This window comes from uncultured Aggregatibacter sp., from assembly GCF_901873365.1.
In the GTDB taxonomy this organism is placed as follows: domain Bacteria; phylum Pseudomonadota; class Gammaproteobacteria; order Enterobacterales; family Pasteurellaceae; genus Aggregatibacter.
Genome location: NZ_CABFLM010000126.1, coordinates 13,047 through 37,960, shown reverse-complemented (window position 1 = coordinate 37,960; position 24,914 = coordinate 13,047). Strand labels below are relative to the sequence as shown.

Here is a 24,914-nt window from a genome sequence, read left to right as displayed (position 1 = left end):
AAAATTTTTAGAATTGTTGACTAAAAACAAGGGGTATTTATGGTAGAATACGCCCCGCTATTGAATAAGATAAAAATGATCATGTTGGAAAATATTCGAATTGTTTTAATTGAAACCTCGCACAGTGGCAATATCGGCTCTGCAGCGCGGGCAATGAAAACAATGGGATTAACCGATTTGGTGTTGGTGGCACCGAAACAAGGCATAGACGATCAAGCGATTGCGCTGGCTGCCGGTGCGGAAGATATCGTGAAAAGTGCGGTTGTCGTCAACACTTTTTCCGAAGCGGTTGCCGATTGTTCTTTAGTGATTGGTACCAGCGCAAGATTGCGTCATTTGCAAAACTCGCTGATTGAGCCGCGCGAATGTGGTGAAAAAGCCATTCACCATGCAATAAACGGAAAAGTTGCGATTGTCTTTGGGCGTGAACGTGTGGGGTTGACCAATGAAGAATTGCTCAAATGCCACTATCACGTCGCTATCCCTGCCAATCCTGATTATGCGTCGCTTAATCTTGCTATGGCAGTGCAATTGATCAGTTATGAAATACGCATGGCTTATTTAGCCACCACGACAGAAGCGAAAGCCACATCCGTCAATGCCGATATTTATCCATCGATGCAGGAACTGGAATATTTTTATCATCATACGGAGCAGCTTTATCAATCCCTTGGCTTTATTCAAAATCAAGGAGTTATACAAAAACTCCGTCGTTTATATGGTCGTGCCGAGTTGGAAAAAACAGAGCTCAATATTCTGCTTGGAATGCTAAGTGCGGTGAGAAAAAAGCTTAAATCGTAAAAGAATAATAGTTGACTGTAAAAGTCAACAATGTAAGATTTCTTTGTTTAGTTTATTATTTAGGAACATAAAAGATGAAATTAACCTCAAAAGGTCGTTATGCAGTCACCGCAATTCTCGATATTGCCATTCATGCCAATGATGGGCCCGTAAGTTTATCTGATATTTCCGAGCGCCAAAACATTTCTCTTTCTTACTTAGAACAATTATTCGCTAAGCTACGTCGCAATCATTTAGTCAAAAGCGTACGCGGTCCGGGCGGTGGTTATAAATTGGGTTATGCGCCTGATGAAATTTCCATCGGCATGATCATCGCTGCTGTTAATGAAAATATCGATACCACCAAATGCCTAGGGAAAGGTAATTGCCAAAATGGAAGCGAATGTCTCACACACAAATTATGGGACAAACTTAGCCAACGCATTGCCGATTTCCTCAATGAAATTACTTTGGCGGAATTGGTTTCTCAACATAAAGAGAAACAAAATGTTCGTCATCATAAACACGAGGATTTTGAAAATCTACTCGTGATTACAAATGCCCCACAACATAGCTAGAAGTGCGGTTTAAAATAAAACTATTTAGGAGTGAATAATGAAATTACCTATTTATTTGGATTATGCGGCGACTTGTCCGGTGGACGAACGTGTTGCAAAAAAAATGATGGAATATTTAACCATTGACGGTGTTTTCGGCAACCCGGCATCGCGTTCCCATAAATTCGGCTGGCAAGCAGAAGAAGCCGTTGATATTGCACGTAATCAAATTGCCGATCTCATTGGTGCGGATTCCCGTGAAATTGTATTCACTTCCGGTGCAACAGAATCAGACAACTTGGCAATCAAAGGTGCGGCGCATTTTTATCAAACCAAAGGCAAGCACATTATCACTTGCAAAACCGAACACAAAGCGGTGTTGGATACGTGCCGCCAATTAGAACGTGAAGGATTTGAAGTCACCTATTTGGATCCGGAATCTGACGGCTTAATCGATTTAGAAAAATTCAAAGCAGCACTTCGTCCAGATACGATTTTAGTTTCTATCATGCACGTGAATAATGAAATCGGCGTGATTCAGGATATTCAAGCTATCGGCGAATTATGTCGTGCGAATAAAACCATTTTCCATGTGGACGCGACCCAAAGCGTGGGCAAAGTAGAGATCAATCTTGCCGAATTACCGGTCGATTTAATGTCGATGTCCAGCCACAAATTATACGGACCAAAAGGTATCGGAGCCTTATATGTACGTCGTAAACCACGTATCCGCTTAGAAGCCATTATTCACGGTGGCGGTCATGAGCGTGGCATGCGTTCCGGGACATTGCCTGTCCACCAAATTGTGGGCATGGGTGAAGCTTATCGCATCGCAAAAGAAGAAATGGCAACAGAAATTCCACGCATTAAAGCCCTTCGTGATCGTTTATACAACGGTTTAAAAGATATCGAAGAAACCTACGTTAACGGCTCCATGGAACACCGTGTCGCCAACAACCTCAACATCAGTTTCAACTATGTGGAAGGTGAATCCTTAATGATGGCATTACGCGACATCGCGGTATCTTCCGGCTCCGCGTGTACTTCTGCAAGCCTTGAACCGTCTTATGTGTTACGTGCGTTAGGGCGCAATGATGAATTGGCACACAGCTCGATTCGTTTTACCTTAGGTCGCTTCACCACCGAAGAAGAAATCGACTACACCATCAGCTTAATGAAAAGTGCGGTAGAAAAATTACGCGCATTGTCTCCGCTTTGGGATATGTTTAAAGAAGGTATCGACTTAAACACCATTGAGTGGGCGGCTCACTAATTTGACGGGCGAAACAAACGCCCAATAAAAACAATATTTTAGGAAGGAATAAAAAATGGCATACAGCGAAAAAGTGATCGATCATTACGAAAATCCACGTAACGTGGGTTCTATGGACAAAAAAGACAGCGCCGTCGGCACCGGCATGGTGGGCGCACCGGCATGCGGTGACGTGATGCAATTACAAATTCGTGTAAATGACGAAGGTATTATCGAAGACGCCAAATTCAAAACCTACGGCTGCGGTTCCGCAATCGCTTCCAGCTCGTTAATCACTGAATGGGTGAAAGGTAAATCCTTAGAAGAAGCAGGTGCAATCAAAAACAGCCAAATTGCTGAAGAACTCGAATTACCGCCGGTGAAAGTACACTGCTCTATTTTGGCAGAAGATGCCATCAAAGCAGCGATTGCTGATTACAAAGCAAAAAAAGGCTCTTAAGACAATAAAAGTGCGGTCAGTTTTCAACGCATTTTTTAAATGCTGAGAAAACAAACCGCACTTTGTCTTTTCCTTAAGTCAGGAAAGACGATAATGACGAATAGAGTATTTTGATATCCTGAGTGTTACTTCCGTCTACTTATAACACCGCGAACCCCTTAAGTAGCATTTGATTTTGGAGAAATAAAATATGTCAGTCACATTAACCGAAAGCGCAGCAAATCGCGCCAGAACATTTTTAGAAAAACGCGGGAAAGGGATTGGTTTACGTTTGGGGATCAAAACTTCCGGCTGCTCCGGCTTGTCTTATATGCTGGAGTTCGTGGACACATTAAACAAAGACGATCAAGTGTTTGAACAACATGGCATAAAAGTGATCGTGGACACCAAAAGTCTCGTGTATTTAGATGGCACCCAATTAGACTTTGTCAAAGAAGGCCTAAATGAAGGCTTCAAATTCACCAACCCGAATGTCAAAGACGAATGCGGTTGTGGTGAAAGTTTTAACGTGTAATTGAGACGATGATGAACAATCCCTTTGCTTTATTTGATTTACCCGTTGCTTTTCAAGTGGACAGTGCGTTATTAAATGAACGTTATTTAGCCCTGCAGAAGTCCCTTCATCCGGATAATTTTTCGGCTGCGTCCGCACAAGAACAACGTCTTGCGATACAAAAATCAGCAGAAATTAATGATGCGCTGCGCATTTTAAAAGATCCGATTACGCGTGCTGACAGCATTATTGCGATAAATACCGGCGAAACAGAAAATCCGGAAGAAAAAAGCAATAACGACATTGATTTTCTGATGCAGCAAATGGAATGGCGTGAAACCTTAGAAAATATCGAAAACCGTAAAGACACGGATGAATTAACCGCATTTGCCCAAGAAATTAACCAAATCCGTCATGCCATTTTAAGCGAATTATCCACCGCACTTGATGCGCAACAATGGGACATTGCACGGGCAATCACAGACAAATTACGTTTTATCAAAAAACTTCAAGCAGAAATTGAGCGAGTTGAAGAGACTCTTTTAGATTTTTAATGTAAAGCATATCGAGAAACAACATGGCGTTACTTCAAATTGCAGAGCCGGGACAAAGTGCCGCACCCCATCAACAAAAACTTGCCGTGGGCATCGATCTCGGCACCACAAACTCCCTGATTGCCACCGTACGCAACGGCCACAGCGATGTTTTATTAGACGAACAAAATCGTCCGTTATTGCCCTCTGTTGTGCATTTTGGCAAAGATGACAACGTGATTGTCGGCTACGAAGCCGCCGAACTTGCCACGCAAGATCCGCAAAATACGGTGATTTCCGTCAAACGCTTAATCGGTCGCAGTCTTGCGGATATTCAACAACGTTATCCGAATTTACCTTATCAATTTGTCGCCAGTGAAAACGGTTTGCCTTTATTAGCAACACACCAAGGTGTACGTAGCCCGATTGAAATTTCCGCAGAAATACTGAAAAAATTGACCGCACTTGGTGAGCAACGCTTGGGCGGAAACCTTGTCGGCGCAGTAATTACTGTGCCTGCCTATTTTGATGATGCACAACGCCAAAGTACCAAAGACGCGGCGAAATTGGCAGGGCTCAATGTTCTGCGTTTATTAAACGAACCGACTGCGGCAGCCATTGCGTACGGCTTGGATAGCGGACAAGAAGGCGTGATTGCCGTGTATGATTTAGGCGGTGGCACCTTTGATATTTCCATTTTGCGCCTCTCCCGCGGCGTGTTTGAAGTGTTGGCGACCGGCGGCGACACGGCGCTAGGCGGTGATGATTTCGATTTGGTCTTAGCTAATTGGATTATCGAACAATCTGCCGTAAAACCGGAAAATGACAGCCAATATCGCGAACTGATTGAATTAGCTAATCACGTTAAAGTGGAATTAACTCACGTAACGGAAGCTAAAATTCAGTATCGCAATTGGCTTGGCAACATCAGCCGAGAACAATTTAACGAACTGATTCAACCGTTGGTTAAACGTTCTTTACTTGCTTGTCGCCGTGCCTTAAAAGATGCCGGCGTAGAAACGGAAGATGTGCGTGAAGTGGTGATGGTGGGTGGATCTACCCGAGTGCCTTATGTGCGCGAACAAGTGGGTGAATTTTTCCAAAAACAACCGCTGACCTCTATCGATCCCGATAAAGTGGTTGCCCTTGGCGCGGCGATTCAAGCCGATATTCTCGCCGGCAACAAACCGGATTCCGAGCTATTGTTACTGGACGTTATTCCGCTTTCCCTCGGCATCGAAACCATGGGCGGTTTAGTGGAAAAAATCATTCCGCGCAACACCACTATTCCTGTGGCACGTGCGCAAGAATTTACCACGTTCAAAGACGGGCAAACCGCGATGTCGGTGCATATCGTACAAGGTGAACGGGAACTGGTGAACGATTGCCGCTCTCTTGCCCGCTTCACGCTGCGCGGTATTCCACCGATGGCGGCGGGTGCGGCACATATTCGCGTGACCTACCAAGTGGATGCCGATGGATTGCTCAGCGTCACCGCCATGGAAAAAACCACCGGTGTGCAATCCTCGATTCAGGTGAAGCCGTCTTACGGTTTAACGGATAATGAAATTGCCAACATGCTGAAAGCCTCCATGGAAAACGCCAAAGAGGATATTCAAGCGCGTTTATTGGCGGAACAGCGCGTAGAAGCGGAACGTGTACTGGAAAGCGTACGCTCTGCTCTGGCACAAGATTATGATTTATTAGATGACGACGAATTAAGTGCGGTCAAAAACGCGATTATTTCGTTAGAACAATTAAAACAGCAAGATGATTCCCTTGCCATCAAACAAGGTATCAAAGCGCTGGATTTAGCAACGCAGGAATTTGCTGCCCGTCGTATGGATAAATCCATTCGCACCGCGTTAGCAGGTCACTCCGTTGACGATATTGTAGGAAAGTAAGGATGTTAAAATGCCAAAAGTGATTTTTTTACCCAATGAAGAATTTTGCCCGGAAGGCATGGTAGTTGACGCCGCCGCCGGCGACAATTTGCTTGAATTGGCGCTCAATGCTGGCGTAGAAATTCACCACGCTTGCGATGGCTCTTGCGCTTGCACCACATGCCATGTGGTGGTGCGTGAAGGAGGCGATTCTTTAAATGAACCAAGCGATCAAGAAGAAGATATGTTAGATAAAGCTTGGGGCTTAGAAATGGACAGCCGACTGTCTTGCCAATGTATTGTTGGGGATGAAGATTTAGTTGTCGAAATTCCAAAATACAACATTAACCACGCAAACGAGGCGGCACACTGATGAAATGGACGGACGCCCAACGCATTGCCGAAGCCTTATATGACAACAATCCGGAGTTAGATCCAAAAACCGTGCGTTTTACCGATTTGCACCGCTGGATTTGTGAGTTAGAGGATTTTGACGATGATCCGCAAAAATCAAACGAAGGGATTTTAGAAGCTATTTTGCTGAAGTGGTTGGAAGAATACGAGTAGAAATTCGTTCAGAAAAGTCACCGCACTTTGATCGCAAACTTTAATCGTAGGGGACAGGCTTATGCCTGTCCTATTCGTATAATCAGATTGTCGGACAGACATAAAGTCTGCCCCTACAATGTGGAATGATGCTTACTTCACCTGCATTCCCGCTTTCACGCCTGCATCAGCAGACAACAGGAATAAATCCGCGCCGCCGGTGCCCGCACTTAAAATCATGCCTTCGGACACACCAAATTTCATTTTGCGTGGTGCTAGATTTGCCACCATAATCACAAAGCGTCCTTCCAGCTCTTCCGGCTTATCGTAAGCCGCCTTGATACCGGAGAAAACTTGGCGTTTGTGATCGCCCAAATCCAGTTCAAAGCGCAATAATTTATTAGATTCCGGCACGGCTTCGCATTTCAACACTTTCGCCACGCGCATATCTAACTTAGCAAAATCATCAATCGTGATGGTCTCTGCAATCGGCTCAATTTCCCCCGCAGATTCATTTGTATTTTTGACCGCACTTTTCACGACAGGTGTAGCGTTCGCTTGTGCATTTTCTGCTTTAGATGCCTCAATCATCGTTTCAATTTGCTTACCATCCAAACGGGAGAACAAGGCTTTAAACGGTGCAATTTGATGATTTAACAATGGCTGCGCTAAATTTGCCCAGGTTAATTCTGCTAGCAAGAAGCCCTCTGCACGTTCTGCAAGTTTCGGTAACACCGGTTTCAAATAGCCTATAAGCACTCGGAATAATTGAATCCCCATGGAACACACCGCTTGCAACTCCGCGTCTTTACCCTCTTCTTTCGCAATCACCCAAGGGGCTTTATCATCAATATATTTGTTGGCTTTATCGGTTAATGCCATGATTTCACGAATGGCTTTGCCGAATTCACGATTTTCGTAATACGTGGCGATTTGCTCAGATTGTGCAATAAATTCATTAAATAACGCCTGATCATCTAATGCTGCCGCCAACTTGCCGTCAAAACGTTTTTGGATAAAACCGGCGTTACGGGAAGCCAAATTCACCAGTTTATTCACCAAATCCGTATTCACGCGCTGAACGAAATCTTCTAAGTTCAAATCCAAATCATCAATGCGATTACTTAATTTCGCCGCGTAGTAATAACGCAAGCATTCCGGATCCAGATGTTTCAAATAGGTTGCTGCTTGAATGAAGGTACCGCGGGATTTTGACATTTTCTCGCCGTTCACCGTCACATAGCCGTGCACAAAAATATTGCTCGGTTTACGGAAACCGGCACCTTCTAACATGGCAGGCCAGAACAGACTGTGGAAATACATGATGTCTTTGCCGATAAAGTGATAAAGCTCAGCATCGCTGTCTTTGCACCAGAAACTGTCGAAATCGATGTGGCTTTCGCGTTTGCACAGATTTTTGAAAGACGCCATGTAACCGATAGGCGCATCCAACCAAACGTAGAAATATTTGCCTTCCGTATTCGGAATTTGGAAACCAAAATATGGCGCATCGCGTGAAATATCCCATTGTTGAAGACCCGCTTCAAACCATTCCTGCATTTTATTCACCACTTCCGGCTGCAAAGATCCGGAGCCCAACCAGTTTTTCAACATGGCTTCAAAACTTGGCAAATCAAAGAAGAAATGCTCGGAATCTTTCATCACAGGAGTCGCACCCGACACCACAGAACGTGGGTTAATGAGTTCTGTCGGGCTGTAGGTTGCTGCGCATACTTCGCAGTTATCGCCATATTGATCCGGCGATTTACATTTCGGGCAGGTACCTTTCACAAAACGATCAGGCAAGAACATGCCTTTTTCCGGATCATAGAGTTGGGAAATGGTGCGGCTTTTAATAAAACCGTTTTCTTTTAAACGGTTGTAAATGAATTCTGAAAACTCACGATTTTCTTCGCTATGGGTGGAATGGTAGTTATCAAAACTGATATTAAAACCGGCAAAATCCGCCATATGTTTATGGCGTACATCGTCAATGAGTTGCTCCGGCGTAATGCCCATTTGGTCGGCTTTTAGCATGATTGGTGTGCCGTGTGCGTCATCGGCGCATACAAAATAAATTTCATTGCCACGCATCCGTTGAAAACGCACCCAAATGTCCGCCTGAATATGCTCCAACATATGACCTAAATGAATAGGGCCATTGGCATACGGCAAGGCACAAGTGACTAAAATTTTACGCTTGGAATTCGACATAATATTGACCTTCAAAATCCTTAAAAATACAGAAAAAAATTGGCGTTTATGTTACCTTATTGAGGGTATTTTTTCTAGTTTAATCATGATTTAGGCATTTTTAACTTAACAGATAAAGGCGTGCATGATTAAATAGCGCCCGACGAATTTATGACATAAAAAAGGAAGCATTATGGCGACATTATTTTCCGACAATTTAACGGAACAGCAAAAGGAACACCTTGTTCAGCTATTTAAACACTTTCAACATCCTACTCTGCAAAAAGATCTTGTTTCACTCAACGCGTTGAAAAAAGTCGAAAAAGGTGGAAATACGCTACGCGTGGAATTATCCATGCCTTTCGCTTGGAACACCGCGTTTGCTGAATTAAAAAATGCTTTAACCGAACCGTTAAAAGCGGCGGCAGACGTAGAAAATGTCAAATGGCAACTTAGCTACCAAATCGCCACCCTCAAACGCGCCAACAACCATCCTGCTGTGAAAGGCGTAAAAAATATTATTGCGGTGAGCTCCGGTAAAGGCGGCGTGGGTAAATCTACCGTTTCCGTCAACCTTGCCATTGCGTTACACCAACAAGGTGCACGCGTGGGAATTTTAGATGCGGATATTTACGGTCCTTCCATTCCGCACATGCTTGGTGCACCGCATCAACGCCCAACCTCACCGGATAACCAACACATCACGCCAATCGAAGCACACGGTTTGTATGCGAACTCCATCGGTTTCCTCATGGACGAAGACAACGCCACCATTTGGCGCGGTCCAATGGCAAGCAGCGCATTAAGCCAACTCTTACAAGAAACCCTATGGCCTGACTTGGATTATCTTGTGATCGATATGCCTCCGGGCACCGGCGACATTCAGCTGACGTTATCCCAACAAATTCCGGTAACCGGCGCCATTGTTGTGACAACCCCTCAAGACATCGCTTTGTTGGATGCGGTGAAAGGTATTGCCATGTTTGAGCGCGTTTCCGTGCCGGTATTAGGTATTGTGGAAAACATGTCCATGCACATTTGCAGCAACTGTGGCCATCAAGAAGCGATTTTCGGCACCGGTGGTGCAGAACGCATTGCGGATAAATACAATATCAAAGTATTAGGACAACAACCGTTACACATTCGCCTGCGTCAAGATTTAGATCGCGGCAAACCGACAGTTATCGCTGCGCCTGAAGACGACATTGCCAAATCCTTTATGCAATTGGCCGAAAAAGTGGCAAGCGAACTTTACTGGCAAGGATCGGTGATTCCGAGCGAAATTATGTTCCGCGAAGTAAAGTAACCACGTTGCATTAAATTACCTTACCTAAAAGCAAAGTGCGGTGAAAAATCTCAGTATTTTTCGCCGTATTTTTATCTCAACCATGCCATACCGTCTCCCTTTGATACCGAGAAAGAACGTCATAAGCCACGTATTTTTTCTCTACAATTTCCCAAAATACCGCTAAAATTACGCACGCTATCTTCATTGCCGTTGGTTAAACCAAGACTCAAAATCCATTGGATTTTTTGACCGCACTTTTTGTTATTTTAAGGATGTTTATGTCACCGCCACGTTTTGTTCATTTGCAGGTTCACAGTGATTTTTCCATGATTGACGGTATTGCCAAGGTGAAACCGTTGGTGAAAGCCTGTGTAGAAAACAACATGGTGGCGATGGGGCTAACGGACTTTACGAATTTCTGTGGTTTGGTCCGGTTTTATGGGGAGGCATTATCTTCCGGCGTGAAGCCGATTATCGGGGCGGATGTGCTGGTGCAAAGCGAGCTGTGTGGTGAGGAAAGATTCCGTTTAACCTTATTGGCAAAAAATAACGAAGGCTACAAAAATATCACGTTGTTGCTTTCTAAAGCCTATGAACGTGGTTATGCCGATGTGCCGTATATCGATCAGCAGTGGCTGGTGGAACACCGTGCCGGGGTGATTGTTTTATCCGGTGGCGTTAATGGCGATGTCGGTAAAAAATTACTGCGTAGTAACACTGATGAACTCAAAAGTGCGGTGGATTTTTACCACGAATTTTTCTCTAATCATTTTTATCTTACCCTTACCCGTACCGGTCGTCCCGATGAAGAACGTTATATTCAAGCGGCGTTAGCACTGGCCGAACGGGAACAGTTGCCGGTGGTGGCGACCAATGATGTGTGCTTTTTACACGAAGACGATTTTGAAGCCCATGAAATTCGCGTGGCGATTCATGACGGTTTCACATTAGATGATCCGAAACGTCCTAAAAATTATACTAGTCAACAATATTTCCGTTCCGAACAAGAAATGTGTGATTTGTTTGCCGATGTGCCGAGCGCACTGGAGAACACGCTACTGATTGCACAACGCTGTAATGTCACCATTCGATTGGGCGAATATTTCTTACCGAAATTTCCAACCGGTGATTTAAGCACCGAAGATTACCTTGTGAAACGCGCTAAAGAGGGCTTGGAAGAGCGCCTTAAGGTGTTATTCCCTGATGAAAACGTGCGTGCAGCGCGCCGTCCGGAATATGATGAACGCTTGCAGGTGGAACTGGATGTCATCAACCAAATGGGCTTCCCTGGATACTTTTTGATCGTGATGGAATTTATTCAATGGTCAAAAGATAACGATATCCCTGTCGGGCCGGGGCGGGGTTCCGGCGCGGGATCTTTGGTGGCTTATGCGCTAAAAATTACCGATTTAGATCCATTGGAATTCGATTTGCTCTTCGAGCGTTTCCTTAATCCGGAACGGGTTTCCATGCCTGACTTTGACGTGGATTTCTGTATGGACGGACGCGACCGCGTGATTGAACACGTTGCTGAAATGTATGGACGGGGTGCGGTGTCGCAAATTATTACGTTCGGTACCATGGCGGCAAAAGCGGTGATCCGCGATGTGGGGCGGGTGTTGGGACAGCCTTATGGCTTTGTGGATCGCATTTCTAAACTAGTGCCACCTGATCCCGGAATGACGCTCGCCAAAGCGTTTGAAGCCGAGCCAAAACTGCAAGAAATTTACGATGCCGATGAAGAAGTCCGCGCCATTATTGACATGGCACGCAAGCTGGAAGGCGTCACACGAAATGCCGGTAAGCATGCTGGTGGAGTGGTGATTTCGCCGACGCTAATTACGGATTTCTCGCCGCTGTATTGCGATTCGGAAGGTAAACATCCGGTCACCCACTTCGATAAAAATGACGTGGAATACGCCGGTTTGGTGAAGTTTGACTTCTTAGGTCTGCGTACCTTAACCATCATTAAATGGGCGTTGGACATGATTAACGCGCGCATGGAAAAAGAAGGCAAACCGTTGGTGGATATCAGCGCCATTCCGTTGGATGATCATCAATCTTTTGAAGTGTTGCTCAATGCCGAAACTACGGCAGTGTTCCAGCTGGAATCACGCGGCATGAAAGATTTGATTAAGCGTCTTAAGCCGGACTGTTTTGAAGATATTATCGCGTTGGTAGCCTTGTTCCGACCCGGCCCATTACAATCGGGCATGGTGGATAACTTTATCGACCGTAAACACGGGCGCGAAGAAGTGTCTTATCCGGATGCGAACTATCAACATGAATCCCTTAAGCCAATTTTAGAGCCAACCTACGGCATTATTTTGTATCAAGAGCAGGTCATGCAAATTGCGCAAGTGTTGGCGGGTTATACGTTAGGTGGTGCGGACTTATTGCGTCGTGCGATGGGTAAGAAAAAACCGGAAGAAATGGCGAAGCAGCGTTCCGTATTTAAAGAAGGCGCCATCAAAAACGGTGTAGACGGCGATCTTGCCATGAAAATCTTCGATTTGGTGGAAAAATTTGCGGGGTATGGCTTTAATAAATCGCACTCTGCCGCCTATGCTTTGGTGTCTTACCAAACCCTGTGGCTGAAGGCACACTACCCGGCGGAATTTATGGCGGCGGTAATGACTTCGGAAATGGATAATACCGACAAAATCGTTGGCCTGTATGACGAATGTATGCGCATGGGCTTGAAGGTCGTTCCGCCGGATATTAACACCGGGAAACATCATTTTAGTGTGAATGAAAACGGCGAGATTGTATACGGTATCGGTGCGATTAAAGGCGTGGGCGAAGGACCGATTGCGGCGCTAGTGGAAGCCCGTGAGAAAGACGGTATTTTCAAAAACTTGTTTGATTTATGTGCCCGGGTGGATTTAAAGAAAATCAATCGACGCACGTTTGAAAGCCTGATTAAATCAGGTGCTTTCGATAAACTTGGGCCACATCGCGCTGCCTTGCAGCAAAATCTGGAAGATGCCTTGCGTGCTTCCGATCAACATGCCAAAGACGAGGCTTTAGGGCAGACGGATATGTTCGGCGTGTTGACAGAAACCAACGAGGAAGTGGAACATTCCTATGCCAATATTGCCCCTTGGACGGAAAAAACGATTTTAGACGGTGAACGGGAAACTCTCGGACTGTATCTCAGCAGCCATCCGGTGAGTCGTTATTTGAAAGAATTGTCCCATTACAGCCCGGTTCGCTTGAAAGAATTGACACCGAATTATCGCGGACAAATGAGCACCGCCAGCGGTTTGGTGGTGAATACGCGCATTGCCGTGACCAAAAAAGGCAACCACATCGGCATTGCTACCATTGATGATCGCTCTGGTCGTTTAGATTTAACGCTGTTTGGCGAAGCGCTGGATAAATTCGGTGAGAAACTGCAAAAAGACAGGGTAATCGTGGTGTCGGGACAAGTCAGTTTTGACGATTTCTCACAAGGTTTGCGTATGTCTGTGCGGGATTTGATGACGATTGATGAAGCCCGTGCACGTTATGCGAAAAGCCTGGCGATTTGCCTGTCTCAAGAACAGATTACACCGCAATTTATTAAACAATTTAAACGGATTTTACAGCCTTACAGTGGCAATTCTCTGCCGGTGCATATTTATTACCAAAGCCCACAAGGCAGAGCCTTAGTCAAAATGGGCGTGCAATGGTCGGTCAATCCAACCGATGAATTGCTGACAGAACTTGTGACGTTGCTTGGTGAAAGTGCGGTTGAATTGGAGTTTGAATAAGAGGAGCGGGTAAAGCAAAACGCATGATGCTTGCCATGACTTACCATGCCAAATAGAAGCCTTTCGTTAATGCGATGAAATCGGTATGGTACTGATTCTGCACATCATAAATCGTCAGTTGTTGATATGCCGTTTGTTGTGCTTGCGCAGAAAAAGTCAATAACACGCGCTGAGGTGTTTTTCCGGCTTTCGTCACTACATCGCAACGGGCAATGCAAGAAAGTGCAGTGGATTTTAGCAACGTTTCGGCGGCCTCAAAAGGTAAGACAAAGCTGATTTTGCCCTGTGACGTGAGGCAAGAATGTGCTGCCTCCAACCACGCAACATGAGATTGAATCACATAGCGTGCGGTGTTGCGCTGAGTGTCTCGGCAAGCAATGCCGCTTTCAAAATAGGGCGGATTCGCCACAATTAAATCAAACTTTACTGAGGTTTGCTGACAAAACGTAAAAACATCTTGTTGATACACATGAACCTTTTCCGCCCAAGGCGAGGCGGCGACATTTTCTTGTGCCTGTTGTGCGGCAGCAGGATCCAATTCAACGGCATGAATTTGACTTTCTGCGGCACTGCGTTGCGCTAACATTAACGCAATCAATCCGCTGCCGGTGCCTAAATCTAAAATCTGTTGGGCGTAATTTACATCCGCCCAAGCACCTAATAAAACACCGTCAGTACCCACTTTCATGGCGCAACGATCATGATTGACATGAAATTGCTTAAAACGAAATCCTGCACTGCGCATGGTAGAAATTCGTGCTTATTCCGCCGGAAAAATAAACGGATTTAAGCCACTTTTCATAAAGCCTTTTTCTTCCATTTCCATGTCTAAGAAAAGAGAAGCCAAATCATCGGCAATCACTTCCACTTTCGGTTCTTTTTCTTGGAACATAATTTTTAAATAACTTTTACAACTGCCGCAGCTTTCGCTTCGAATGGCTGCCATATAATCATCAATTGACCAATAATCTAATTCTTTGTTTTGTCCACAATTAGAACATTGGCTACGTACCATATTCCATTCGCTTTCACAAAGCGCACAGTGCAAATAACGCAGACCTTGTTGGCTGCCGAAATGCACTAAACTTGCCGTTGGCGCAGTGTTACACACCGGACAACAATGAAGGTTTTCCGTGCTTTCTTGTTTCGCATTATGAGGAATTTGTTGCACTAATTGAAGCCAATACAAGGATAATGCAGCCCAAACAAAGACGGCTTTGTCACTGGAAATAGTGGCAAATTCTTGTGCCAAGACGTTATCGGCCAGTTCTTCTAATTCACTGTCTGCCGCTTTTTCTAACCATTCGATAGTGGTGAGAATCTGGTCGTTGGCAGAAGGTTTTAATTTCTCTAAAAGTGCGGTCAATAATTTGCGCCAAATTGGATCACGCTGCCAATGTTGTGCATTTAACGGTTGATGCGCTAATTGTTCGCCGGACAGTTTTTCCAATCTCGGATCTTGCGGAATCGGCATATTTTCAAGCAGTTCTAATTGTGCATCGGCAATCGCGGCGGCAAACAACAGATAATCAGCGAGTGGATGATCCTGCGCTAACTCTCTTAAACGCGCAGCGCGACGTTGATATAAATTTTTCGGGCTAGAAAACAACAACGGTGGCGCAGTATAAGAGGCAGCTGCTTGTTTAATTTCATTTTCAGGTAGAATTCGAATACTCATAATTTTAGGGTTTATTGTTAATAGAAAGTAAAAATTCGCGCCTATTATAGGCGCATAATTTTGTGGTTCAATGACTGGAATGGGTAATTTTTATTTATTTGCCAGCCAGCGTTTAATGCGGTTTACCCCTTCTTGCAAATGCTCGATGTTGCGTGTGTAAGCAAAACGCAAATAATGTTTCGTGCCGTTTTGTCCGAAATCAATGCCCGGCGTGGTGGCGACCTGAATTTCATGGAGCATTTGTTTGGCAAATTCGTAACTGTCATTGGTGTATTTGGAGACATCCGCCCACAAATAAAAAGCGCCTTGCGGTTTAAATTCAATGGTGAAAATGTCTTTTAATGCGTTATATAAAAAATCGCGACGTGCTTGGAATTGCTGTTTTACCTGCGCTAAATGTGCTTCATCGAAGGCCTCTAATGCCGCATATTGGCTTAATGTCGGTGCGGAAATAAAGATATTTTGCGCAATAATTTCCGCTTCACGCACTTTATCCTCCGGCACGATAATCCAACCTAAACGTAATCCCGGCATACAGAAATATTTAGAAAAACCGTTGATGACATACGCCTTGTCGTTAAATTGCAATGCTGTTGCAGCCGTTTCGTCATACACCAAACCGTGATACAACTCATCGGAAATAAACGCAATGTCGTGTTCGCGGCAATAGTCATTAAGCGCTTTCAAGCGTTCGGTGGTGTAAATATTGCCTGTCGGGTTTGCCGGCGAGGAAATTTGTAACGCTTTAATTTGATGGCGTTTTAATTGCTCCACGCCTAATTGATAACAATCTTGTTTATCTACCGGCATGAATTCCGGCTGAATATCCATCATATAGGCAAAATTTTTATAACAAGGATAAGACGGATCCGTTAAACCCAATTTGTCACCGTGATTTAAGGTAAGGGCATAAGCCACTAGGAATGCACCGCTGGTACCGGGCGTAAGCAAAATACGATTCGGGTTAATTTTTACCTGATAAGTGCGGTCATAATACGCGGCGATTTTTTCTCGCAACGCCAGAATCCCAAGGCTTTCTGTGTAACTAAACTGATTGTGCTGCACGGCATTTTGCAGTGCGGCTTTGACCTTATCGGAAGGCGGTAAATCCGGCTGACCGATTTCAAAATGAATGGCGTTCGGGTATTTCGCCGCTTCTCGTACAATATCCATCACAATAAAAGCGGACATGTTGTCGTAACGCATAATATTTCCTTTTTTCTCTTTTTTTTAGAAAATTTTAAGCTTCTTAATCTTTTCTTAATTTTTACTTGATTTAATTACTCGCAACAAAGCAAGGGGCTTTGTGATAATGAACTTTATGAAGGAGATTTCAAATGAAGAAACGTAGTTTAGCAACAATTTTCGTATTAGCAACCGTTGCCGCAAGCGGCGCTTTTGCCAAAGGTGGTTTCCAAGATCCTAATGCGTCACAAGTACAACACCATCAAAAAGGGGATTTTAAACGTGGTGGGTTCGTTAATGGCGAACAAACACTAAGCAAAGCAGCAGACGCCACTTCGTGGGTTGACGATCAATATGTGATTTTACAAGGCAATATCGTTAAACAAGTGGGTAAAGATGACTATATTTTCAAAGATGCCAGCGGTGAACTCCAAGTAGAAATCGACCGCAAAGCATGGCGTGGTCAGGATATTTCACCAAGCGATGAAGTGAAACTTTACGGCGAAGTGGATAAATCTTGGAATAAAACGGAAGTGGATATTGATCGTGTCGAAAAAATTGTAAAATAATCTGACAAAAAACAGAAAGTGGTGATGAGCCACTTTTTGTTTGTTTTTATTATGGCGATCTCTCAAGTGAAAAGTGCGGTGATTTTTTTATGCGAATTTTATTAATCGAAGACGATGCGCTTATTGGCAACGGCATTCAAATCGGTTTGACCAAATCAGGTTTTGCGGTAGATTGGTTTACTGACGGCAAAAGCGGATTGACGGCAGCGCAAGGTGCACCTTACGATGCGGTGGTGTTAGATTTAACCTTGCCCAAAATGGACGGTTTAGACGTGCTGCAGGTATGGCGTAAAAACGGGCAGGATGTGCCGGTGTTAATTCTGACTGCGCGAGATACCTTAGATGAGCGCATTACGGGCTTACAACGCGGCGCAGACGATTATTTATGCAAGCCGTTTGCGTTGGCGGAAGTGGTGGCACGCTTGCAAGCATTGATTCGTCGTCGTTATGGACACGCCAGTCCGATTATTCAGCATAGCTGTGTCAAATTCGATCCGAATCAACACAAAGTGTTGTTGAATGAACAAGAAATTGCATTAACCACGCGTGAATACAAACTGCTTGAGCTGTTTATGCTGAATAAAGAACGTGTCCTCACCCGTGATTTTATTGAAGAAAAACTTTACAACTGGGATGACGAAGTCAACAGCAACGCCTTGGAAGTGCATATTTATAATTTGCGCCAAAAACTCGGTAAACAATTTATTCGCACCGTGCATGGCGTGGGCTATGCCTTAGGAAAAAATGATGAAGAAACTGAATTGGCACAAGCGTAGCCTCCGTTTTCGATTAATTGCCACCTTGTCTCTGGCATCGATTTTCGTGTGGTTGCTTTCCACGGCAGTGGCGTGGTTTCAAGTCCGTAAAGAAGTGAACCAAGTCTTTGATGCACAACAAATCCTCTTTGCTGAACGGCTAGCTTCCTCTGACTTACGGAATCTTTTAATGGAACGTCATGATAAAGAGAAACCACGCCGTCCTTTTAAAAAGCACCGCTTTGATGATGATGCCCTAGCCTTTGCGATTTTTACTCCCGACGGCAATATCGTGCTTAGCGATGGTGAAAATGGTGAGAATTTTATTTATGCGCCTAAAAAAGGCTTTTCACTCAGTAAAATTCGAGAGGACGATGATGACTGGCGTATTTTCTGGTTGCCTGTCGCCGGTGGGCGTTTGCTGGTTGCCGTGGGGCAGGAACAGGAATATCGCGATGAACTGATCAATAAAATGGTATTCGGACAAATGTGGATTTGGTTTGCCGGTTTGCCGTTTTTATTGGCGGCACTCGGATTGATTATCCGCCGAGAATTACGCAGCCTAAAAGCCGTGGGCGAACAAGTGGCAAAACGCTTGCCTGACGACACGTCGTTGTTACCGACCGACAACCTACCAACGGAAATCTTGCCGTTAATTCAAAATTTGAATCAATTTTTTGACCGCACTTCGGCCACCTTATTGCGTGAACGTCGTTTTACGTCCGATGCCGCCCATGAATTGCGCAGCCCGCTTGCCGCTTTGCGTATTCAAACGGAAGTGGCACAACTTGCCGGTGATGACGCCCACTTACGTGAACAGGCATTGGAAAATCTGACCAAAGGCATCGATCGCGCAACCCAGCTGATCGAGCAATTATTAACCCTTTCTCGCTTGGATAATTTGAAAGAACTGGAGAATTTACAGGAAATTCATTGGGAACAGTTGATTCCGTCGCTGATGGGGGAATTGTATTTTCATGCGGAAAAACACCAAATCACGTTGGCATTTGAGCCAATCGCCGCGCCTCCGGTAAAAATGGGGCAGCCGTTGTTGCTGGCGCTTATGCTGCGTAATCTGATCGACAACGCCATTCATTATTGCCCGGCGGGCAGTCAGGTTAAAGTGCGGTTGGAAAAAAACAAGATTTTGGTGGAAGACAACGGTGGCGGTGTGGATGAGGCGGATCTGGCTAAACTCGGTCAACGGTTCTATCGCCCCGCAGGTCAAAATGAAAAAGGCAGCGGATTAGGCTTGTCTATTGTTCGCCGCATTGCCGAATTGCATCATTACCAACTCAACCTTTCTAACCGTAAAAATGCTGCCGGCGAACGCATCGGGTTGTGTGCGGAGATTTTGTTGTAAAGTCGATAAAAAGGCGGGGCTAAAAGTGCGGTGAATTTTCACCGCACTTTGTGCTTTTAGTGCGCCTCCTTACGTATCCCTACGACAAATTACGATAACGTTTAGCACGAATTTCATCAGGCAAATCCATTCATTCTGTGGCATAATTGACAAGATTTATTCACAGTGAGGAAAACCAAATGCGAATTTTACACACAATGTTACGTGTCGGCGATTTACAACGTTCCATTCAATTTTATCAAGACGTGTTGGGGATGCGTTTATTGCGTACCAGCGAAAATCCTGAATATAAATATTCTTTAGCATTTTTAGGCTACGATGATGAAGACAAGGCGTCCGTCTTGGAATTAACTTATAACTGGGGTGTTGAGAAATACGACTTGGGCAATGCCTACGGCCATATCGCCATTGGGGTTGATGATATTTACGCCACCTGCGAAGCCGTGCGTCAAGCGGGCGGCAATGTTACCCGCGAACCGGGCCCGGTGAAAGGCGGAACCACTGTGATTGCTTTCGTCAAAGATCCGGACGGTTACAAAATCGAATTCATTGAAAATAAAAGCGCACAAGCCGGTTTAGGCAACTAAGCTAAAAGTGCGGTGAAAATTTCAACTGTTTTTTAACGTGGATTATGAACGATAATCCACGTTTTATTTTTAGGAATAGGTATGTCTGACACGCAAGAAACCATCAACTATCATTTATTAAAACACCGCTTCCGGGGGTATTTACCGGTCATTATTGATGTGGAAACCGCCGGCTTGAACGCAAAAACCGATGCGCTATTAGAATTGGCGGCGATTACGGTCAAAATGGATGAACAGGGCAATCTCTTACCCGATCAAAAATGCCATTTTCATATTCAACCTTTTGAAGGCGCCAATATTAACCCGGAAGCGATTAAGTTTAACGGCATTGATGTTGATAACCCATTGCGTGGCGCCGTGAGTGAAACTATTGCCATCAGCGAGATGTTTAAAATGGTGCGACGTGCGCAAAAAGAGGCGGACTGCCAACGTTCTATTATTGTGGCGCATAATGCCGCTTTTGATCAGGGATTTATTATGGCGGCAGCACAACGCACCAATGCTAAACGCAACCCTTTCCATCCCTTTTCCACCTTCGACACCGCCACATTAAGCGGTTTTATGTTCGGTCAAACGGTGCTGATCAAAGCCTGCCAAGCGGCAAACATTCCTTTCGATAGCCGACAAGCACATTCCGCCCTTTACGACACAGAACGCACCGCCGAGCTGTTTTGTTATATGGTAAATCACCTAAAAGCCCTCGGTGGATTCCCGCATATTGTGACAAAAGAATAACGCGACAAGGTATAGTCCACTTGGTCGCGTGCATTTTGATGCACGATAAATTTTCCTCATGCGCGTATTTTCATTTATCCCTGTAGCGTGCATCTTGATGCACGACCTATCCATCCCATGAGCGTATTTTCATTTCGTGCAACAAGTTGCACGCTACGAGGGGATGGATTCTCCTCATGTGCGTGTTTCATTTATCATTGTAGCGTGCATCTTGATGCACGACCTATCCACCTCATGTGCGTATTTTCATTTCGTGCAACAAGTTGCACGCTACGAGGCGACATATCCATCTCATGAGCGTGTTTTCATTTCGTGCAATAAGTTGCATGCTACAAGGGGACGGATTCCCCTCATGTGCGTGTTTTCATTCGTTCAACAAGTTGCACGCTACGAGGCGACCTATCCCTCTCATGAGCGTGTTTTCATTCGTGCAACACGTTACATGAAATGTGGGGAATGGAGTTTTGATATCGTCTATTTGTGGTGAAAATTTCCTGCGCCATCGCTTTTTTTGAGGTAAAGCAATGTCCATAGCAAGGCTATGCCGAAAAGGGCGGAAGTGAGGAACGTGTAGCTGAATGCCTGTTGTAGTTGCTCGCCTTGTTCGCCGATAACATGGCGGTAACGATCTAAAATGACGGCAGAGACGGCGATGCCGATGCTGATGCCGACTTGTTGGATGACGCTGAGGTACGTGGCGCCTGTACTGGCATTGTGGTCGCTGAGTTCACAAACAGTGAGGGTGTTGATGGCAGTGAAGATAATGGACATACAACAACCATACCATGCCAAGACACAGACAAGCAGCCATAATGCAGCGTGTTGATTAAGTAGGCTCATAGCAATAACTGCAATCGTCATGGAAAGTGCGGTGGAAATAAGCGTTGTTTTGTAGCCGAAACGCGCTAAAACTTTGCCGGCAAAGGATTTTGTGATAATGGAACTGAGTGCAATAGGCGCAAGTAACCAGCCGGCAATATCAGCGCCGTAATGGAAGACGAGCTGTAACATCAGAGGCATGAGGAAAGGAATGCCCGAGGCGGTTAAACGGATAAAGATGTTGGCAATCATGCCAATACGAAACGTACGAACCCGAAAGACATTCAGCGGTAACAACGGATTTTGCGCACGTTTTGCGTAGAAATAATAAAGCAGAAAACTGATGAAACCTGCACTTAACATGACAGCGGTGAGCCCTGAATTGGCGCGCTCTTCCGACAGCAAGTCCAACCCGAGGGTAACGCCTGCTAAGCCACCCGCAAATAAGATGAAACCAATCCAATCCAGCTTCTTTATTTTTCCTGTGCTATTTGGCATATAACGGCCGGCAAATACTATGCCAAGTACGCCAATGGGAATATTAATTAAGAAAATCCAATGCCATGTGGCATGTGTGACCAACCAACCGCCCACGATAGGCCCTAATACAGGGCCGATAAGTCCTGCCATCGCCATAGCGTTCCACGCAGCAACCAACTGGGTTTTGGGAACATTTCGAATAATCGTTAAACGCGCAACAGGCATCATCAACGCACCGCCCACACCTTGCAAAATCCGTGACCAAATTAAGGCGTTTAGCGAATTTGCCATGGCACAAGCCACCGATCCCAACACAAAAACACCCACGGCAGCACGGAAAACATTTAACGTGCCATATTTATCTGCCATCCAGCCGGTGAGTGGAATAAACAAGGCAACCGTGAGTGAATAGCTGATAATCGTCATTTGCATTTCTAATGGCGATTCATTCAAGCTGGCGGAAATCGCCGGCAACGCGGTATTGAGAATCGTTGCGTCAAGGGATTGCATAAACAATGCCATGGCGGCGATAAGGGCAAGGTGTCGGTAATGTTGATGCTGAGTCATAAAAATACGCTTAAATTTCACCGCACTTGTGTTGGTACCACGCCACAATAAAGTCGGCGATTTGATCGATGTGATTGATGTCTAAAACCGGTTTTTCGCAGGCTAACGAATAATCGGTCGCCACGGCAAGAACATAGTCGTCAAGCGCTGGCAATGGCTTTGTCATTCCTTGGCGGTGAAGCAGAATTTTTTCAATCGGCTCTTGCTTAAAGCCTTCCACCAACACAAAATCGGTTAATGCACGGTCAAATTGTTGGGCTAAATAAGTCAAAGAGACACTTTGTGGCGTTTCCGTCATTAACGCCCAACGTTGATCACAGGCCATAATCACTTGCGCCGCGCCCGCTTCTTTCATGCGCCAACTGTCTTTGCCTTCTTTGTCAATTTGCGCATTGTGATGACTATGTTTAATCACGGCTGGGCGTAAATTGCGCTGTTGCAATGCCGGTAACAATTTTTCTAATAATGTGGTTTTGCCGCTACCGCTGTAACCGGTAATACCAAGCATGGGAAGCATATAAGATCCTTAGAGAGGGGTGAATGAGGTCGATTATATAACAACCTGAGACAGAAAAGGAATTCGCTGAAGTACGCTTGTTTCTTGTTTTCTCTCCGGTTTTAACGTACTTTCCGAGCAGTTTGTTGTAACATATCTTCTTTCTTAAGGGCATTACCGAATAGGATGCCTTAATCCATCCCCGAATAATCGCGAGTAATATGACGTCATGAAGAAACCGCACGTTTTTCCACATACGGCTTGGGCTGCCAAATCGCTATGGTCGATTGAATTAAAATCCCTTAGCGTTTTGCTATGCGCCTTGACGGTCATTGGATTCGGCGAGGGGTTGCTATTGCTGTCAGATTTAGGCTCAGCGCCTTGGACGGTATTATCCCAAGGCGTGGCAACACAAGGACAATTTAGCGTAGGTTGGGCCTCTTGGATGATCAGCCTTATTGTCATGTTGGCGTGGTTTCCGTTAAAACTCAAACCTGGGCTTGCCACCGTCATAAACATTTTTGTGATTGCGTTTGTTTTGGGCGTAACGACCTATTTACTGCAAAAACCCACCGCACTTTATGCCCGTTTTGCTTATGCTATTGTCGGCATTTTGTTGTTCGGCATCGGCACCGCCTTTTATTTAACCTGCCACCAAGGCTCCGGCCCACGAGATGGCTTAATGGTCGGCTTATGCCAACATTTTCATTGGAAAATCGGCATCGTACGCACGTCTATTGAAGTGTTGGTTTGTGTGTTCGGTTTCCTACTTGGCGGCGTATTAGGCATTGGCACGCTCATGTTTGCCTTCGGCATTGGCTGGGTGGTGCAATATACCTTATTTTTTATCAGCCGCGTGCCATATTTTCGTCATAAAACCGATAATTTCCTCTAGCTTTTCTTCAATCTTAATTTGCGTTAAATCCGTTTGGCTGGCTTTATCATTCGGTGGGCAGAACGCTAAATGCTTATGGGCATCATTAATCGGCTGCCAACGCAAAGGCGTCGCGGAACGACGGCTTGGGTAAAATCCGATGGTCGGCACGTTTAACGCACCGCTTAGGTGCAAAGGTCCGGTGGAACCGGCGATAAATAAATCAGCACAGGCTAAAGAATGCGCAAAATCCACCAACCCTTTATTTTTATCATAAATCACAACACGTGAATCCTGCACCAGTTCCGCTAATTCATGGGCTTTTTCACTTTCAGTTGGGCCGGCGGTTAAAATCACATAGACATCCAAATGGCACAAGAGACCTTGGATTAATTGCGCATATTGCGTAAGCGACAAATTATTGGCAGAGCCACCGGAGCCGCTGTGTAGAAAAATCCATTTTTTCGAGGTATCGATCTGGAGCTGGTCGCACAAAAATTTACGCTGAATCTCCACCGCACTTTGCTCAAAGGAAAGATACGGTGTGCGTGGCTCAACCACAGGGATTTTGTGATCGCGTAAAAATGCACGCGCCAAATCCAAGTTATATTCAAATTCCGGCTTGGCCGATTGAGAACGACGTTGCGTCAGACGATGATTATAAAAAAACTGCACCCATTTGGTCGCCGGTGCCAAGCGGTAAGGAATGCGGCATTTCCACGCTAATTTAGCGTTATGTGTATTGGAAAAGAAGCTGATCATCGCATCAAATTGCCGTGCTTTAATCTCACTGACAACGCGCTGAAATGCCATTTTGTCGTTTTTAGGTGCATCAATGATGACATCATCTAAATAAGGGCAAGCACGCGCCAACTCGGCAGTGTAAGACGGCACAAGTGCGGTCAGTTTTAACGATGAATCTGACGCTTTCAACATCGCAAACGCCGGCCACGCCAACATAAAATCGCCCAATTTATCGTTTCTGATCACTAATACGTTCATGATGAAGTTTCCATTCTTTAGCCCAAATTGGGCGTATTCTAGCCCGACTGCGACAGATTAAAAA

The 24,914-nt window shown here is 45.1% G+C and carries 24 protein-coding genes; 17 read left to right on the top strand and 7 right to left on the bottom strand.

What is annotated here, in order from left to right; genetic code table 11:
• Positions 1 to 81 precede the first annotated feature (81 nt).
• The 9 genes from trmJ to iscX all read left to right on the top strand — a co-directional run bounded on the left by trmJ (position 82) and on the right by iscX (position 6,525).
• The gene (trmJ, locus tag QZ106_RS10055; RefSeq protein ID WP_295976702.1) at positions 82 to 801 is read left to right on the top strand and encodes a tRNA (cytosine(32)/uridine(32)-2'-O)-methyltransferase TrmJ; all 720 of its coding nucleotides are present in this window, start codon (positions 82 to 84) and stop codon (positions 799 to 801) included.
• Positions 802 to 875: 74 nt separating this feature from the next.
• A complete protein-coding gene (iscR, locus tag QZ106_RS10050) occupies positions 876 to 1,358 on the top strand; it encodes a Fe-S cluster assembly transcriptional regulator IscR (protein ID WP_209363591.1) in 483 nt (160 codons plus the stop codon).
• Between the two features lie 37 nt (positions 1,359 to 1,395).
• Positions 1,396 to 2,610: an IscS subfamily cysteine desulfurase gene (locus QZ106_RS10045; RefSeq protein ID WP_295976672.1), complete on the top strand. Its 1,215-nt coding sequence runs from the start codon at positions 1,396 to 1,398 to the stop codon at positions 2,608 to 2,610.
• A 55-nt stretch (positions 2,611 to 2,665) separates the two neighbouring features.
• Positions 2,666 to 3,049: a Fe-S cluster assembly scaffold IscU gene (gene iscU, locus QZ106_RS10040; RefSeq protein WP_021616852.1), complete on the top strand. Its 384-nt coding sequence runs from the start codon at positions 2,666 to 2,668 to the stop codon at positions 3,047 to 3,049.
• 190 nt (positions 3,050 to 3,239) lie between these two features.
• A complete protein-coding gene (gene iscA / locus QZ106_RS10035; protein WP_295976671.1) occupies positions 3,240 to 3,563 on the top strand; it encodes an iron-sulfur cluster assembly protein IscA in 324 nt (107 codons plus the stop codon).
• Between the two features lie 11 nt (positions 3,564 to 3,574).
• Positions 3,575 to 4,096 carry a Fe-S protein assembly co-chaperone HscB gene (hscB, locus tag QZ106_RS10030; RefSeq protein WP_295976670.1) on the top strand — a complete coding sequence of 174 codons (522 nt, stop codon included), beginning with the start codon at positions 3,575 to 3,577 and terminating at the stop codon, positions 4,094 to 4,096.
• A gap of 23 nt (positions 4,097 to 4,119) precedes the next feature.
• On the top strand, positions 4,120 to 5,979 hold the full coding sequence (gene hscA / locus QZ106_RS10025) for a Fe-S protein assembly chaperone HscA (protein ID WP_295976669.1): 1,860 nt from the start codon (positions 4,120 to 4,122) through the stop codon (positions 5,977 to 5,979).
• Between the two features lie 10 nt (positions 5,980 to 5,989).
• Positions 5,990 to 6,331, top strand: coding sequence for an ISC system 2Fe-2S type ferredoxin (fdx, locus tag QZ106_RS10020; protein WP_209363595.1), 342 nt, complete (start codon positions 5,990 to 5,992; stop codon positions 6,329 to 6,331).
• Positions 6,331 to 6,525 carry a Fe-S cluster assembly protein IscX gene (gene iscX, locus QZ106_RS10015; RefSeq protein WP_290521175.1) on the top strand — a complete coding sequence of 65 codons (195 nt, stop codon included), beginning with the start codon at positions 6,331 to 6,333 and terminating at the stop codon, positions 6,523 to 6,525. Before fdx ends, iscX begins: the two co-directional genes overlap by 1 nt.
• 132 nt (positions 6,526 to 6,657) lie before the next feature.
• Here the strand turns inward: iscX and metG are convergent, their stop codons facing one another.
• Entirely contained in the window at positions 6,658 to 8,718 is a 2,061-nt protein-coding gene (metG, locus tag QZ106_RS10010) for a methionine--tRNA ligase (RefSeq protein WP_295976668.1), read from the bottom strand.
• A gap of 172 nt (positions 8,719 to 8,890) precedes the next feature.
• Between metG and apbC the strand changes: the two genes are divergently transcribed.
• Positions 8,891 to 10,003, top strand: coding sequence for an iron-sulfur cluster carrier protein ApbC (gene apbC / locus QZ106_RS10005; RefSeq protein WP_295976667.1), 1,113 nt, complete (start codon positions 8,891 to 8,893; stop codon positions 10,001 to 10,003).
• A 260-nt stretch (positions 10,004 to 10,263) separates the two neighbouring features.
• Positions 10,264 to 13,740: a DNA polymerase III subunit alpha gene (gene dnaE, locus QZ106_RS10000; RefSeq protein WP_295976666.1), complete on the top strand. Its 3,477-nt coding sequence runs from the start codon at positions 10,264 to 10,266 to the stop codon at positions 13,738 to 13,740.
• A 40-nt stretch (positions 13,741 to 13,780) separates the two neighbouring features.
• Here the strand turns inward: dnaE and QZ106_RS09995 are convergent, their stop codons facing one another.
• The 3 genes from QZ106_RS09995 to QZ106_RS09985 form a co-directional block, all read right to left on the bottom strand.
• On the bottom strand, positions 13,781 to 14,485 hold the full coding sequence (locus QZ106_RS09995) for a tRNA1(Val) (adenine(37)-N6)-methyltransferase (RefSeq protein WP_295976665.1): 705 nt from the start codon (positions 14,483 to 14,485) through the stop codon (positions 13,781 to 13,783).
• A 15-nt stretch (positions 14,486 to 14,500) separates the two neighbouring features.
• On the bottom strand, positions 14,501 to 15,418 hold the full coding sequence (fdhE, locus tag QZ106_RS09990; protein ID WP_295976664.1) for a formate dehydrogenase accessory protein FdhE: 918 nt from the start codon (positions 15,416 to 15,418) through the stop codon (positions 14,501 to 14,503).
• A 90-nt stretch (positions 15,419 to 15,508) separates the two neighbouring features.
• Positions 15,509 to 16,624 (bottom strand): aminotransferase class I/II-fold pyridoxal phosphate-dependent enzyme, encoded by a 1,116-nt coding sequence (locus QZ106_RS09985; protein ID WP_295976663.1) that lies wholly within the window; start codon positions 16,622 to 16,624, stop codon positions 15,509 to 15,511.
• Between the two features lie 131 nt (positions 16,625 to 16,755).
• Here QZ106_RS09985 and QZ106_RS09980 point away from each other — a divergent pair, with 131 nt between their 5' ends.
• The 5 genes from QZ106_RS09980 to rnt all read left to right on the top strand — a co-directional run bounded on the left by QZ106_RS09980 (position 16,756) and on the right by rnt (position 20,612).
• Positions 16,756 to 17,172, top strand: a complete 417-nt coding sequence (locus tag QZ106_RS09980; protein ID WP_295976662.1) for a YgiW/YdeI family stress tolerance OB fold protein — start codon at positions 16,756 to 16,758, stop codon at positions 17,170 to 17,172.
• A gap of 89 nt (positions 17,173 to 17,261) precedes the next feature.
• The gene (locus QZ106_RS09975) at positions 17,262 to 17,948 is read left to right on the top strand and encodes a response regulator (RefSeq protein WP_295976661.1); all 687 of its coding nucleotides are present in this window, start codon (positions 17,262 to 17,264) and stop codon (positions 17,946 to 17,948) included.
• The gene (gene qseC / locus QZ106_RS09970) at positions 17,917 to 19,290 is read left to right on the top strand and encodes a quorum sensing histidine kinase QseC (RefSeq protein WP_295976660.1); all 1,374 of its coding nucleotides are present in this window, start codon (positions 17,917 to 17,919) and stop codon (positions 19,288 to 19,290) included. Before QZ106_RS09975 ends, qseC begins: the two co-directional genes overlap by 32 nt.
• 179 nt (positions 19,291 to 19,469) lie before the next feature.
• Entirely contained in the window at positions 19,470 to 19,877 is a 408-nt protein-coding gene (gloA, locus tag QZ106_RS09965; RefSeq protein ID WP_295976659.1) for a lactoylglutathione lyase, read from the top strand.
• Positions 19,878 to 19,958: 81 nt separating this feature from the next.
• Positions 19,959 to 20,612: a ribonuclease T gene (rnt, locus tag QZ106_RS09960; RefSeq protein WP_295976658.1), complete on the top strand. Its 654-nt coding sequence runs from the start codon at positions 19,959 to 19,961 to the stop codon at positions 20,610 to 20,612.
• 474 nt (positions 20,613 to 21,086) lie between these two features.
• On the opposite strand, the gene QZ106_RS09955 is transcribed toward rnt, so the two are convergent.
• Positions 21,087 to 22,478: a DHA2 family efflux MFS transporter permease subunit gene (locus tag QZ106_RS09955; RefSeq protein ID WP_295976657.1), complete on the bottom strand. Its 1,392-nt coding sequence runs from the start codon at positions 22,476 to 22,478 to the stop codon at positions 21,087 to 21,089.
• Positions 22,479 to 22,488: 10 nt separating this feature from the next.
• Positions 22,489 to 22,995: a molybdopterin-guanine dinucleotide biosynthesis protein MobB gene (gene mobB, locus QZ106_RS09950; protein WP_295976656.1), complete on the bottom strand. Its 507-nt coding sequence runs from the start codon at positions 22,993 to 22,995 to the stop codon at positions 22,489 to 22,491.
• 208 nt (positions 22,996 to 23,203) lie between these two features.
• On the opposite strand from mobB, the gene QZ106_RS09945 reads away from it, so the two are divergent.
• The gene (locus QZ106_RS09945) at positions 23,204 to 23,869 is read left to right on the top strand and encodes a YitT family protein (protein ID WP_295976655.1); all 666 of its coding nucleotides are present in this window, start codon (positions 23,204 to 23,206) and stop codon (positions 23,867 to 23,869) included.
• Here the strand turns inward: QZ106_RS09945 and QZ106_RS09940 are convergent.
• A complete protein-coding gene (locus tag QZ106_RS09940; RefSeq protein WP_295976701.1) occupies positions 23,813 to 24,853 on the bottom strand; it encodes a glycosyltransferase family 9 protein in 1,041 nt (346 codons plus the stop codon). The two genes, QZ106_RS09945 and QZ106_RS09940, sit on opposite strands and share 57 nt — an antisense overlap.
• Between the last annotated feature and the right edge of the window lie 61 nt (positions 24,854 to 24,914).